10 protein-coding genes are annotated in these 12,588 nt (G+C 71.1%); 5 read left to right on the top strand and 5 right to left on the bottom strand.

Translation table 11 applies throughout. The annotated features are described in order from the left end of the window. Nucleotides 1-37: 37 nt before the first annotated feature. On the bottom strand, nt 38-859 hold the full coding sequence (locus tag ID574_RS23910; protein ID WP_188191178.1) for a biotin--[acetyl-CoA-carboxylase] ligase: 822 nt from the start codon (nt 857-859) through the stop codon (nt 38-40). 71 nt (nt 860-930) lie between these two features. Here ID574_RS23910 and fdhD point away from each other — a divergent pair, with 71 nt between their 5' ends. After that, entirely contained in the window at nt 931-1,770 is an 840-nt protein-coding gene (gene fdhD, locus ID574_RS23905; RefSeq protein ID WP_188191177.1) for a formate dehydrogenase accessory sulfurtransferase FdhD, read from the top strand. Here fdhD and ID574_RS23900 read toward each other — a convergent pair. After that, on the bottom strand, nt 1,767-3,554 hold the full coding sequence (locus ID574_RS23900; RefSeq protein ID WP_188191176.1) for a hypothetical protein: 1,788 nt from the start codon (nt 3,552-3,554) through the stop codon (nt 1,767-1,769). The two genes, fdhD and ID574_RS23900, sit on opposite strands and share 4 nt — an antisense overlap. Nucleotides 3,555-3,701: 147 nt before the next feature. Here ID574_RS23900 and ID574_RS23895 point away from each other — a divergent pair, with 147 nt between their 5' ends. Both ID574_RS23895 and ID574_RS23890 read left to right on the top strand, forming a co-directional pair. Next, a complete protein-coding gene (locus ID574_RS23895; protein WP_188191175.1) occupies nt 3,702-4,784 on the top strand; it encodes an epoxide hydrolase family protein in 1,083 nt (360 codons plus the stop codon). A gap of 8 nt (nt 4,785-4,792) precedes the next feature. Continuing rightward, on the top strand, nt 4,793-5,386 hold the full coding sequence (locus tag ID574_RS23890) for an O-methyltransferase (RefSeq protein WP_188191174.1): 594 nt from the start codon (nt 4,793-4,795) through the stop codon (nt 5,384-5,386). A 66-nt stretch (nt 5,387-5,452) separates the two neighbouring features. Here ID574_RS23890 and ID574_RS23885 read toward each other — a convergent pair whose 3' ends face one another. The 3 genes from ID574_RS23885 to ID574_RS23875 form a co-directional block, all read right to left on the bottom strand. Continuing rightward, nucleotides 5,453-8,074: a phosphoenolpyruvate carboxylase gene (locus ID574_RS23885; RefSeq protein WP_188191173.1), complete on the bottom strand. Its 2,622-nt coding sequence runs from the start codon at nt 8,072-8,074 to the stop codon at nt 5,453-5,455. 229 nt (nt 8,075-8,303) lie between these two features. Next, complete coding sequence (locus tag ID574_RS23880; RefSeq protein WP_188191172.1) at nt 8,304-9,866, bottom strand: hypothetical protein; 1,563 nt, start codon at nt 9,864-9,866, stop codon at nt 8,304-8,306. Nucleotides 9,867-9,972: 106 nt separating this feature from the next. Further along, nucleotides 9,973-10,749, bottom strand: coding sequence for an ABC transporter ATP-binding protein (locus ID574_RS23875; protein ID WP_188191171.1), 777 nt, complete (start codon nt 10,747-10,749; stop codon nt 9,973-9,975). Between the two features lie 36 nt (nt 10,750-10,785). Between ID574_RS23875 and ID574_RS23870 the strand changes: the two genes are divergently transcribed. Both ID574_RS23870 and ID574_RS23865 read left to right on the top strand, forming a co-directional pair. Then, on the top strand, nt 10,786-12,375 hold the full coding sequence (locus ID574_RS23870; RefSeq protein ID WP_188191170.1) for an acyl-CoA carboxylase subunit beta: 1,590 nt from the start codon (nt 10,786-10,788) through the stop codon (nt 12,373-12,375). Continuing rightward, nucleotides 12,372-12,581, top strand: a complete 210-nt coding sequence (locus ID574_RS23865) for an acyl-CoA carboxylase subunit epsilon (RefSeq protein ID WP_188191169.1) — start codon at nt 12,372-12,374, stop codon at nt 12,579-12,581. Before ID574_RS23870 ends, ID574_RS23865 begins: the two co-directional genes overlap by 4 nt. The last annotated feature ends 7 nt before the right edge of the window (nt 12,582-12,588 follow it).

Here is a 12,588-nt window from a genome sequence, read left to right as displayed (position 1 = left end):
ATCACCGCCCGGCGGCTATGTGGACGGCATAACCGGCTCACCCGGCGATCCGGACGTGCACCACGTCGCCCGCGCTGAGCGTGTAGTGCTGGTCATCGCCGGCCACCTGCAGGTGCCCGGCGGTGTCGACGCCCGTCGCCTGCCCCATCAGCACCTGCCCGCCGGGCAGCTCCACCCGGACCAGGCGGCCGATCGTGGCGCTGGCCGCCAGGTAGGCCGAGCGCAGCCCGGACGCCTCGGCGTCGCCGCCTGCCGCCGTCCACTCCCTGTAGTGGGTCTCGACCTCTCTGAGGATGGCCCTGAGCAGCGGATCCCGGTCGACGCACGCCGCCTTCTCGATGCCCAGCGACGTGGCGGTCTCGATCGGCAGCTCCTCCGGCCGGAGCGACACGTTGAGCCCCATGCCGATGACGACCGCGTCGTCGGACCGCTCGGCCAGCACGCCGGCCAGCTTGCGCTCGCCGATCAGCAGGTCGTTGGGCCACTTCAGGCGTACGTCGACCTCGGCCAGGCGGCGCACGGCCGAGGCGGCGGCGACGCCGTACAGGAGCGCCAGCCAGCCCTGCGCGGCCATCGGGACCTGCGGCCTGAGCAGGATCGAGAACGTCAGCCCCGCGCGCGGCGGCGCCGTCCATGTGCGGCCCAGTCGCCCGCGGCCGGCCACCTGCGACTCCGCCACCAGCACCGCCCCCTCGGCGGCTCCCTCGCGGGCGGCCGCGGCGAGGTCGGCGTTGGTCGAGCCGGTGCTCTCGACCACGGTGACGCCCGTCCACAGGCTGCCGGGGCGCACCAGAACGCGGTTGAGCGCCGCCTCCGAGAGGGGAGGTCGGTCGAGGTCGGAGTAGCGGGAGTCGGCCATCCCCCTATCTTGTCAGCGGGGAAGGATGGAGACATGAGCAAGGGTCTGGACCTCGTCACCGTGCGGCCGCTATGAAGCCCCGCCCCGGCCCCACCACCCGCATGCGGATCCGGGAGATCACCGGCTCCGTGGCCAGGGACCGCCGCGACGACCTGGCCACGGAGGAGCCGCTGGAGATCCGCCTCGCCTCGGCCGACGGCGCCCGCAAGACCGTGGCCGTCACCATGCGCACGCCGGGCCACGACTTCGAGCTGGCCACCGGGTTCCTGCACGGCGAGGGGCTGGTGCGGCCCGGCGAGATCGCGGCGATCGCGTACTGCACCGACGAGGACCTCCCGCCGGAGGCCCGCTACAACACGGTCACCGTGCGCCTGCGCGGGCCCATCCCCGACCTGCCCGCGCTGGACCGGCACTTCCTCACCTCCAGCGCCTGCGGCGTCTGCGGCTCGGCCAGTCTCGACGCGCTGCACGACCGCTGCCGTCCGATCCCCCGGGGAGAGCTGGCGCTCACCCCCGAGGTCCTGTACGGCCTGCCGGACGCCCTGCGCGGGGCCCAGGGCGTGTTCGGCAAGACCGGCGGCCTGCACGCAGCGGGCCTGTTCACCGCGACGGGGGAGCTCCTGGCCCTCCGGGAGGACGTGGGGCGGCACAACGCGGTCGACAAGCTGGCCGGCTGGGCCGCGCTGGCGGACCGGCTGCCGCTGGCCGGCCACGTGCTCATGGTCAGCGGCCGCGCCAGCTACGAGATCATGCACAAGGCTCTCGCCGCCGGGATTCCCGCCGTCTGCGCGGTGTCCGCGCCCTCCTCCCTGGCCGTGGACGTGGCCAGGGAGTTCGGGATGACGCTGGTCGGGTTCCTGCGCGGCGAGCGCTGCAACGTGTACGCGGGCGGTGAGCGGATCGCCGCCTAACTCTGGCAGTGGACGGGATAGTCGGCTTCCATGGCCGGCTTGTTGTGGTTCAGCACCTCGAACCGGACCACGCCGCCGGGCTTCGGCTTCCCGCTCCAGTGGAAAGCCTGCAGCGCCAGGAAGCCGGACTGCGGGACCTTGTACGTGTGCTCCTGGTCCGGTTTGCCGTCGATGACCCACCGGTAGGAGATCTCCGTTCCGGCGGCGGCCAGGAGCGTGGCCTGGGCGGTCGGGTACGGATCCAGCGTGCAGTCGCCGTAGGTGGCCATCGGCTCGAAGCCGGCGAACCTGACCGTGCCCGGCTCGGGGGTCTGCGACCAGCACGTGCGGCTGTAGGGGGCCTCCCTGACCGCCTTGTTCTGGTTGAGCAGTTCGATGCGGACCTTGCCGGTCTTGGTCTCCTTCGTCCAGTCGTACCAGAAGTCGCCGATCGACAGAGGGCGTCCGGCGATGAGCTTGGCCGTCCTGGTCACCTTGGGGTCGCCGTCGACCACGATCCGGTAGCTGATCTCGGTGTCGCGGTCGGACACGACCCTCGCGCTCGCGTTGAGCGCGTAGTAGGTGGTGCAGTCGCCCTTGTACAGCGGCGTCAGCAGCTCGTGGATGACCACCTTGGCGGGGTCGGGCTCGGCGGCGCACGTGACGGTGAACTTCCGCTCGGCGGAGGCGGTCGCGCCCTCGGCCACGAGCTCCACGCTGTGGCCGCCGGCGACCTTCGTGTTCCAGATGGCGGAGGTGTACTGGGAGCGTGGCTGGTCACTGGCCGGGAAGTCCGCGGTGAACGCCTGTCCCTTGACGCCGTCCATGGCCCACCAGAAGGTGACCTTCTGCGCCGCTCCGGCCGGGAGGTTGACGCGGCCCGTGGCCTCGTAGGCGATGGGCTCGGCGCAGCTTCCCTCGTAGTCGCCCGGGGTGAGGGTCTCGATCTGCGGCACCGGCTTCTGCGCGGGCGGCGGGCTGGTGGGCGTCGCCGTCGGGGTCGACGTGGGGGTGGAGGTGGGGGTCGAGGTCGGGGTCGAGGTGGGGGTCGGCGCCGGACCGGTCTTGCAGGTCACCTGGTACGCCGCCCGCCCCGAGTCGCGCCCGCCGGGACCGAGAAGGTGAACGGCCTTCCACCCACTGGCCGTGCTCCCCACGCTGACCGGCAGCGTGACCTGGCGGATGCGCGGGCCGCCTGCGACGAAGTACAGCGACTCCGGCCGTCCCTCCCCGGTGGCGCTGTCGATCCACTGGTAGTCGACCTTGGCCGGAGTGCGTGACACCTGGATGGTGCCGGTAAACGTCACCCTGGCCGGGCAGGCGCCGCTGTAGGTCGCCGGGCTGACGTCCACGTGGGCGACGGCCATGAGCGGATTGCCCGGCTCGCCGGGCAGCGGGTGCGTGGTGTCCCACACCTTCGAAGGCCCCTGGCAGGCGACGGTGAAACGCGCCTTGGCGGACAGCCCGCGCTTGCCGAGGACCTCCACCGCCTGCCAGCCAGAGGTGCTGCGGTCGAAGGTCTGCCGATCCCGCACGGTGACCTTGCGCGCGCCGTTGACCCGGAAGCTCTTGATCGCGCCCTTGCTGCCGTCGCCGCGCACCCATCGGTAGCGGACGACGCCCTTGCCCTTGGCCGCCACCACGGCGGAGAAGCCGACCGTGGTGGGGCAGGCGCCGGAGCGCTTGCCCGGGCTCGCCTTGACCTGGGCCACCGCCGTCTTGATCGCCGGGGCGGCGAGCGCGGGAGGAGCGGCCAGCAGGCCGCCGAGCACCGCGGCGCCCAGCAGCAACGCTGTCCTCTTCATCAGTTGTGCCTTTCTCTGCTTCGGAAAGGCTCATGATCGCGGGTGGCCCTTGGAAATCACTTGGGCCACACTTGTCACATCTATGGAATGGATCATTCCGTTCTGCTATTCTTGGAACAGAACGAACCGTTCCGAGAGGATCCCGTCATGACCATTACGCCGTTCCGCATCGCGATCCCCCAGGCCGACCTCGACGACCTGCGCGACCGCCTCTCTCGGGCCCGCTTCGCCGACGAGATCCCCGGCGCCGACCAGGGCGTCAGCGTCGAGCGGGTGAAGCGCCTGGTCGGCTACTGGCGCGACGGGTTCGACTGGCGGGCGCAGGAGGCCAGGCTGAACGCGTACCCGCAGTTCACCACCGAGATTGACGGGCAGAACATCCACTTCCTCCACGTCCGCTCCGACGCCCCGGACGCCATGGCGCTGATCCTCACTCACGGCTGGCCCGGCTCGATCGTCGAATACCTCGACGCCATCGAGCCGCTGAGGCGCCACTTCCACCTGGTCATCCCGTCGCTGCCGGGCTTCGGCTTCTCAGGCCCGACCAAGGAGCTCGGCTGGAACAACCGGCGCATCGCGGGGGCGTGGGCCGAGCTGATGGCCCGGCTCGGATACGAGCGCTACGGCGCTGCCGGCAACGACGCCGGGTCGATGATCTCTCCTGAGATCGGCAGGATCGACCCGGAGCACGTGGCCGGGGTGCACGTCACCCAGCTGTTCTCGTTCCCCTCCGGCGACCCGGCCGAGTTCGCGGAGCTGAGCGAGGAGGATCAGGCCGGGCTGGCCGTGCTCGACTGGTTCTGGAAGGAGAAGGGCGCCTTCAACGTCCTGCAGTCGCAGCAGCCGCAGACCCTCGCCCACGCCGTCATGGACTCCCCCGCCGGGCTGCTCGGCTGGCTGGCGCAGCTCCTCGACGACGACCTCGACGACGACTTCGTCCTGACCAACGCCGCGATCTACTGGTTCACCGGGACCGCCGGGTCGTCGCTCCGGCTGTACTGGGACAACGCCCGCATGGAGCAGCCCAAGGAGCCCACGACCGCGCCGACGGCGCTGGCCATGGCGGAGGGCGACTTCAAGTCCATCCGCCGCTTCGCCGAGCGCGACCACGCCAACATCGTCAGCTGGAAGACGCTCCCGGCCCCGGCCCGCGGGCACTACACCGCGCACACCGCGACCGAGGCGCTCACCTCCGACGTCATCGCCTTCTTCGCGGGGCTTCGCGCTTGAATGTGACCATGAATCCTTCACTCGAGGCTTATCTGACGGACCTGTACGAGCGCGGCCGCGAGCACGACGCCCCGCTGGCCGACCGGCTGCTGCGACTGCGGAACATGACGCCGGCCGCCGCCGCGTTCGTCTCGGTGCTCATCCGGGTCCAGCGCAGCCTGCGGGTGCTGGAGATCGGCACGTCCAACGGCTACTCGGCGATCTGGTTCGCCGACGCCGTGCGGGACACCGCAGGCCGTCTCACCACCGTGGAGATCGACGCCGCACGGGTCGCGGAGGCCCGCGCCAACCTCGCGGCCGCCGGCGTGGCAGGCCATGTGGACGTGGTGCACGCCGACGGCGGCCAGGTGCTGGAGTCCGCAGCCGACGCCTCGGTCGATCTGGTGGTGCTGGACGCCGAGCGGCCCGCGTACCTGGGCTATTGGCCGCACCTGCTGCGGGTGCTCACCCCCGGTGGCGTCATCGCCGTGGACAACGCCGTCAGCCACCGGGAGCAGGTCGCCGGCTTCCTCGAGCTGATGGCGGCGGACGGCGGGTTCGCCGTACACGTGCACGAGATCGGCGACGGAGTGCTCACCGCGGTCCGGCTGCCGCGATCCTGACCCGGACAGGTCCACCGGCCCGGCGCTGCCCCGGTGCCGGGCTCGCCCAGCCCGGCACCGCCGCCGTCAGCCGGTGTTCTGCAGGCCCGCCGCGACCCCGTTGACCGACAGGAGCAGGAGCGTGGACAGCCGGTCGCGCTCCTGCTCCGACGGGGCGCCGGTGCGCAGCGCGCGCAGGGCCCGCAGCTGGAGATGCGACAGCGCGTCCACGTACGGGTCGCGCAGCTGGACGGCACGCGAGAGCACCTTGCGGTTCTCCAGCAGGCGCGTGTGGCCCGTCACGCGCAGCACCAGCTCGCGGGTCCGGTCGTACTCCTCCAGCACCTGCTGGGTGAAGTCCTCCCGGCCGCCGAGCGCCAGGTAGCGCTTGGCGATCGAGCGGTCGGTCTTGGCCAGCGACATCTCCGCGTTGTCCAGCATCGCGTTGAACAGCGGCCACTCCTGGTACGCGGCCCGCAGCTCGTCGAGGGAGTCGGCCGCGGCCAGGCCGGCGCCGAGGCCGTACCAGCCGGGCAGGTTGACCCGGGTCTGCGCCCACGCGAACACCCACGGGATCGCCCGCAGGTCGTCCAGCGAACGCGGCGCGCCCAGGCCGCGGCGGGCCGGGCGGGAGCCCAGGCGCAGCGTGCCGATCTCCTCCAGCGGGCTGACCAGGCCGAACCACTCGGGGAAGCCCGGCGCCTCGGTCAGCGCGCGGTACGCCTGCTCGGACGCGACGGCCACCCGCTCGGCCAGGCCGCGGAACCGATCGGCCGCGGCGGCCGTGCGGGCGCCGACCGTGGGCGAGGAGGCCATCAGGACGGCGTTCGTGACCTGCTCCAGGTGGCGGCGGGCGATCGCGATGTGCCCGTAGCGGGCGAAGATGACCTCGCCCTGCTCGGTGACCTTGAACCGGCCCGCGACCGAGCCGGGCGCCTGCGCCAGCACCGCCCGGTTGGCCGGGCCGCCGCCGCGCCCCAGCGCGCCGCCGCGGCCGTGGAACAGGCGCAGCTTCACGTCGTGCTCGGCGGCCCAGGCGGTCAGCGCCTCCTGCGCCTCGTACAGGCGGAGCGTGGCGGCGGCGGGGCCGAGCTCCTTGGCCGAGTCGGAGTAGCCGAGCATGATCTCCATGCGCCGGCCGGTGGCCGCCAGCCGCTCCTGGACCTGCGGGATCTCCAGCATGCCGGTCAGCACGCGCGGAGAGTTGGCGAGGTCTTGCCCCGACTCGAACAGCGGCACCACGTCCAGGACGGGCGCGCGGCCGCCGAGCGCGTGCTGGGCCAGCTCGTAGACGGCCGCTATGTCGTCGGCCGAGCGGGTGAAGGAGACCACGTAGCGGGAGCAGGCGCGCACGCCGTACCGCTCCTGGATCCAGCCGATCACCCGGATCGTGGCCAGGACCTCCTCGGTGCGTTCCGACGGCTCGCCGCCGGCCCGCAGCTCCTCCAGCGCCGCCGCGTGGACCTGGGAGTGCTGGCGCACCTCCAGCTCGGCCAGGTGGAAGCCGAAGGTCTCCACCTGCCAGATGAGGTGCTGCAGCTCGCCGTACGCCTGCCGCGGCGCGGACGCGGCCAGCGACTCCTGCGCCAGCCGCAGGTCGGCCAGCAGCTCGGCGGGCGAGCGGTAGGCCAGGTCGAGGTCGCGGCGGTGGGTGGCGGCGATGCGCGCGGCCACGAACAGCAGCCACTGCCGGTGCGGCTCGCGCGGGGAGCGGGTGGCCAGCTCGGAGACGAGCTCGGGGTGGGAGTCCACGGCCCCGGCCAGCGCCGCCTTCAGCTCCGCCGAGCAGGGGGCGAACTGGGCGGACGCGGTGAGCGTGCGGGCGATGCGCGAGCAGGCCGTCTCCAGCGCCGACAGCACGTGTTCGGACTGGATCTGGATGGTCTCGCGGGTGACCCTGGCCGTGACGTTGGGGTTGCCGTCGCGGTCGCCGCCGATCCAGCTGCCGTACCTGATGAACGGCCTCGCCTGCGGCGGGCGGGTGCCGGTGCCGGGGTCGAGCGCCGCGTCGAGAGCGCGGTAGACCTGCGGCACCATGCGGAACAGCGTCTCGTCGAAGGCGGCCATGGCCGTGCGCACCTCGTCGAGCGGGTCGAGCTTGGTCGAGCGCAGCTGGGCCGTGCGCCACAGCAGGTCGATCTCCTCCAGCATGCGCCGCTTGCTCTCGGCGCGCTCGGAGGCCCCTCGGCCCGGCGAGTTGTACTCCGTGAGCTGGGTGCTGATCCGCTGGATGGCGGTGACGACCGCGCGTCTGCGTGCCTCGGTCGGGTGCGCGGTCAGCACCGGGTGCAGCTCCAGGCCCTCCAGCAGCTCGGCGACGCGGTCGTGGCCCAGCTCGTGGACGGCCTGCGCCAGCGACTCCCGCTGGACCCGGCCCTCGGCGTCCCGCTCGCGCAGCGTGCGGATCCGGTAGTGTTCCTCGGCCAGGTTGGCCAGGTGGAAGTAGCAGGTGAACGCGCGGGCGACCTGGACGGCCCGCTCGATCTCCCACGCCGCGACCATCTCGGTGATCACATCGGCGGAGATCTCACCTCTGCGTGCCGCGATGACGGCCTTGCGCAACCGTTCGACGTCTGCCAGCAGGTCCTCGCCGCCCTGCTCGGCGAGCACCTGGCCGAGCAGCTTGCCGAGCAACCGCACATCGTGGCGCAGCTCGTCCGGCATCTCGGTGACAGCGGCGCTGCGATGTTCGAGCCCCTGGTCAATCATGCTTTGAAGAGTAGCGAGTCGGTTTGAATGCACGTAGACCGGTCTCGCCAATTGGACTAGACCACTGGTGAGGAGGGCTTTACCGAAAGTCCGCAGAAAGCCATCGGCCTTCAGGCCGTGGATGAATGCGGCCCCCGATAGGGCGGGATTGCCTGGTCTGTGAAGCGCCAAGGACCAGGGCCGCGCAAGCGGCGCCGGAAATCCTCGCCTCTTTAGGGCGAGGAGCAGGTCAGGAGGCTTTGGACACGGCCGCCAGCAGTTCGGGGAGACGGGCGAAGCCGATGCGGGCGGCCAGGCGGCGGCCGAGCGTCTCGGCCAGCAGGCCGTAGAACGGCGCCACCACGGACACCCACAGGAGCCCGAATGCGAGCGGCACCACGAACGGCAGCGACAACAGCGCGATGCCGAGCATCGCGCCCATGGAGGAGGCGAACGCCTGCCCACCCTGGCCCGGGGCGGCGCCGCTGAAGGCGTTCATGCGCTCGGGCACGGAGTACGGCAGCACGACGCTGGTCACCGAGCCCACGCCGAGCCCGATGCCGAGCGCGCCCCACCCCGACAGCATGGCCGGCGCGATCGCCGCCGGGTGACCGGTGAGCAGGCCGGTGACGACGGCGATCACGCCGAGCAGCGGCACCGCGACGAGCGCGCTGGCCAGGTGGCGACCGGCCAGGTCGGTGGCCAGGCTCCGCTCCGAGCCGAACGTCACGGCGTTCATCCACAGCGAGCGCCCGTCGATGCCGAACGCGTTGCCCGACTGGAGGGCGATCATCAGGGCGCCGACGGTGGTGATGACGATCGCCACGCCTTGGCCAGGCGTGCCCTCGGCGGTGCCGCTCAGCGAGAACGACAGCACGAGTGTGATCGCCAACGCGCTGAACCAGCCCACGCGGAACCTCGGCTCGCGCCTGATGTACTTCAGCTCCTTGGTGACCACCGCGGCCAGCGGCCCGTCCGGCACGAACCGGTCGACCAGGCCGATTTCCTTACGTACGGACGCCTGCGTGGAGACGTCGGGCGTCACCAGCGCGCGGCCGAGCGCCTTGATCCACAGCCAGGCGAGCGCCACGACGACCAGCGCCAGGAACGCCAGCTCGGCCAATCCGATCAGGCCGCCGTCGGCTATGGCGTGCGCGGCCATGCCCGGCGGGGTCCACCTGAGCACGGCGGCCAGCTGGTGCAGCATGGCCTCAGGGTCGCCGAAGCCGCGGTTCATCAGCAGGTTGGGCAGCTGCGCGAGCACCACCACGACCACGGCGGCCACCGCGAGCACGTCGCGGCCGCGCCGGGTGCGGAGCGCGCCGGACAGCGACGTGGTGATCAGCCGCGACGTCACCACGCAGAGCGCGAACTGCAGTAACACGGCGGGCACCCCGAGCAGCGCACCGCCGACGCCGGCGGGGAGCGCGATCAGGGCGCCGGACGTGACGGCCAGCATCGCGACCGGCCAGACGCCTGTCACGGACGCGGTCAGCATGCCGACCGCCAGCGTTCGCGTGCGCAGCGGGAACAGGGCCAGCTTGGCCGGATCGAGCGTGTCGTCCAGGCCGAACGCGAGCAGCGGCACGATCATCCAACCGAACAGGAACAACGCGAACGCGACGATCACCAGCGAGGTCGCGATGTCGGCCGGCGCCAGCCTGAGCAGGCTCATCAGGAGGAAGCCGAAGACGGCCAGCCCGGCGGCCATGATCAGAGTGAAGACGAACCCGAGCCGGCGCTGGAGGTCGCCGCGCAGGTTGCCGGCCAGCAGCCGCAGCTTGAGCCGGGCGAACAGGGCTACCGTGCTCATGGCCTCACTCCGTTCGGCGGCTCGGTCGCCACATGCCGCCGTCTTCCCCCGCTCTGGTCGCTCCGCTCCCGCCGCTCCTCCAGACGACGGCACTCCCTCGCTGTGCTCACTGGTCGTCCTTCGGCCTGGCGCCCAACCAGGACAGGCCTGCCTCGCGGCCGTGGGCGGGGCCGCCGACCAGCTCCAGGAACGCCTGGTTGAGGCTGCGCCCGCCGCGTACGTCCGCCAGCGGCCCCTGCGCCACGATGTGGCCCGCGCTCATCACCGACACCCAGTCGCACAGCCGCTCGACCAGGTCCATCACGTGACTGGAGAAGATGACCGTCGAGCCGGAGGCGGTGAAGCGCCGCAGCACCTCGGTCAGCGTGTTGGCGCTGACCGGGTCGACGCCCTCGAACGGCTCGTCCAGGAACAGGACCGACGGGTTGTGCAGCAACGCGGCCGCCAGCCCGATCTTCTTCCGCATGCCGGTCGAGTAGTCGACGACGAGCTTGTCGGCGGCGCCGGACAGGTCCATGACGGCCAGCAGCTCGTCCGCCCGCTGCTCGACCTCTCCCTTGGGGATGCCGCGCAGCCGCCCGGCGTAGAGGAGCAGCTCGCGGCCCGACAGCCGCTCGAACAGCCGCAGCCCTTCGGGCAGCACCCCGATGCGCGCCTTGACCTCGACGGGATCGCGCCACACGTGGAACCCGTCCACCTCGGCCGAGCCGCCGTCGGGCCGGAGCAGCCCGGTGATCATGCTCAGTGTGGTCGTCTTACCCGCGCCGTTGGGCCCGACCAGGCCCGCGAAACTGCCTGCGGGGACGACGAGATCGACCCCCGCGACGGCGACCTGCTGTCCGTACCGCTTGAACAGGCCATGGGTGCGAACCGCCTCCGTCATGGAACCAATCTATGGGGAGGGGTTAGCCTTGCGCGCATGAGTGCAGCTGCGGAGCCAATGCCGGAGAAGCCGGATATCCATACGACTGCCGGGAAGATCGCCGATCTGGAGCGGCGCCTCGACGAGGCCGCGCACGCCGGGTCCGCGGCCGCGGTCGAGAAGCAGCACGCCAAGGGCAAGATGACCGCCCGGGAGCGGGTGCTCGCGCTGCTGGACGAGGGCTCGTTCGTGGAGTTCGACGAGTTCGCCAGGCACCGGTCCTCGATGTTCGGGCTGGAGAAGCGGCGGCCGTACGGCGACGGGGTGATCACTGGTCACGGCACCATCGACGGCCGGCAGGTCTGCGTGTTCTCGCAGGACGTGACCGTGTTCGGCGGCTCGCTCGGCGAGGTGTACGGCGAGAAGATCGTCAAGGTCCTCGACATGGCGCTCAAGACCGGCTGCCCGATCATCGGCATCAACGAGGGCGGCGGCGCGCGCATCCAGGAGGGGGTGGTCGCGCTCGGCCTCTACGCGGAAATCTTCAAGCGCAACGTGCACGCCTCCGGGGTGATCCCGCAGATCTCGCTCATCATGGGCGCCGCGGCCGGCGGGCACGTCTACTCCCCCGCGCTGACCGACTTCATCGTGATGGTGGACCAGACGTCGCAGATGTTCATCACGGGTCCCGACGTGATCAAGACGGTGACGGGCGAGGAGGTCACGTTCGAGGAGCTCGGCGGGGCCCACACGCACAACACGAAGTCGGGCGTGGCCCACTACCAGGCATCCGACGAGGACGACGCGCTCGACTACGTCAAGGCGCTGCTGTCGTACCTGCCCTCCAACAACCTGGACGAGGCGCCGGTCTTCGAGGCCGCCGCGGACCTGGACCCGGATCCCGAGCTGGACGAGCTGATCCCCGACTCGCCGAACCAGCCGTACGACATGCACCAGGTGATCGAGCACGTGCTCGACGACGGAGAGTTTCTGGAAGTGCACGCGCTGTTCGCGCCGAACATCGTCGTGGGGTACGGCCGGGTGGACGGCCAGTCGGTCGGCGTCGTGGCGAACCAGCCCATGCATTTCGCGGGATGTCTGGATATCAACGCTTCAGAGAAGGCCGCAAGATTTATTCGAACATGTGATGCCTTTAATATTCCTATCCTGACATTTGTTGATGTACCGGGTTTCCTGCCCGGCACCGATCAGGAATGGAACGGAATCATCCGCCGGGGCGCCAAGCTCCTCTACGCCTACGCCGAGGCCACCGTGCCGCTGATCACGGTCATCACGCGCAAGGCGTACGGCGGCGCGTACGACGTCATGGGCTCCAAGCACCTCGGCGCGGACATCAACCTCGCCTGGCCCACCGCGCAGATCGCGGTCATGGGCGCGCAGGGCGCGGTCAACATCCTCTACCGGCGTGAGCTGGCCGCCTCCGACGACCCCGAGGCCGAGCGTGCCAGGCTCGTCACCGAGTACGAGGACACGCTGGCCAACCCGTACATCGCGGCCGAGCGCGGCTACGTGGACGCGGTGATCCGGCCGTCGGAGACCCGGCCTCAGGTCGTCAGGGCGCTGCGGGCGCTGAGGAACAAGCGGGCGACGCTCCCGCCGAAGAAGCATGGGAACATTCCGCTATGACGGCACATCTGCGTATTGTCCGCGGTGACGCCACGCCGGAGGAGATCGCCGCCTTGGTGGCCGCGCTCGCCACGCGACGGAGCTCGCATGCGGGAGAGGAACCGCCTCCTCGACCCCGCCGCCAAACGTGGCGAAACCCCGCCAGAGGTATGCGTAAGCCCGTCCTTCCAGGGAAGTCGGCATGGCGGATGAGCGCCCTACCCTAGATAGATC

Source organism: Nonomuraea sp. SYSU D8015 (assembly GCF_008065375.1).
GTDB lineage: Bacteria > Actinomycetota > Actinomycetes > Streptosporangiales > Streptosporangiaceae > Nonomuraea.
This window is presented reverse-complemented; position numbering and strand designations above follow the sequence as displayed.

Bases quoted from the DNA above. Each gene is read 5' to 3' on its own strand.
- ID574_RS23910 (WP_188191178.1), bottom strand. From the start codon at position 859: ATGGCCGACTCCCGCTACTCCGACCTCGACCGACCTCCCCTCTCGGAG.
- fdhD (WP_188191177.1), top strand. From the start codon at position 931: ATGAAGCCCCGCCCCGGCCCCACCACCCGCATGCGGATCCGGGAGATC.
- ID574_RS23900 (WP_188191176.1), bottom strand. From the start codon at position 3,554: ATGAAGAGGACAGCGTTGCTGCTGGGCGCCGCGGTGCTCGGCGGCCTG.
- ID574_RS23895 (WP_188191175.1), top strand. From the start codon at position 3,702: ATGACCATTACGCCGTTCCGCATCGCGATCCCCCAGGCCGACCTCGAC.
- ID574_RS23890 (WP_188191174.1), top strand. From the start codon at position 4,793: ATGAATCCTTCACTCGAGGCTTATCTGACGGACCTGTACGAGCGCGGC.
- ID574_RS23885 (WP_188191173.1), bottom strand. From the start codon at position 8,074: ATGATTGACCAGGGGCTCGAACATCGCAGCGCCGCTGTCACCGAGATG.
- ID574_RS23880 (WP_188191172.1), bottom strand. From the start codon at position 9,866: ATGAGCACGGTAGCCCTGTTCGCCCGGCTCAAGCTGCGGCTGCTGGCC.
- ID574_RS23875 (WP_188191171.1), bottom strand. From the start codon at position 10,749: ATGACGGAGGCGGTTCGCACCCATGGCCTGTTCAAGCGGTACGGACAG.
- ID574_RS23870 (WP_188191170.1), top strand. From the start codon at position 10,786: ATGAGTGCAGCTGCGGAGCCAATGCCGGAGAAGCCGGATATCCATACG.
- ID574_RS23865 (WP_188191169.1), top strand. From the start codon at position 12,372: ATGACGGCACATCTGCGTATTGTCCGCGGTGACGCCACGCCGGAGGAG.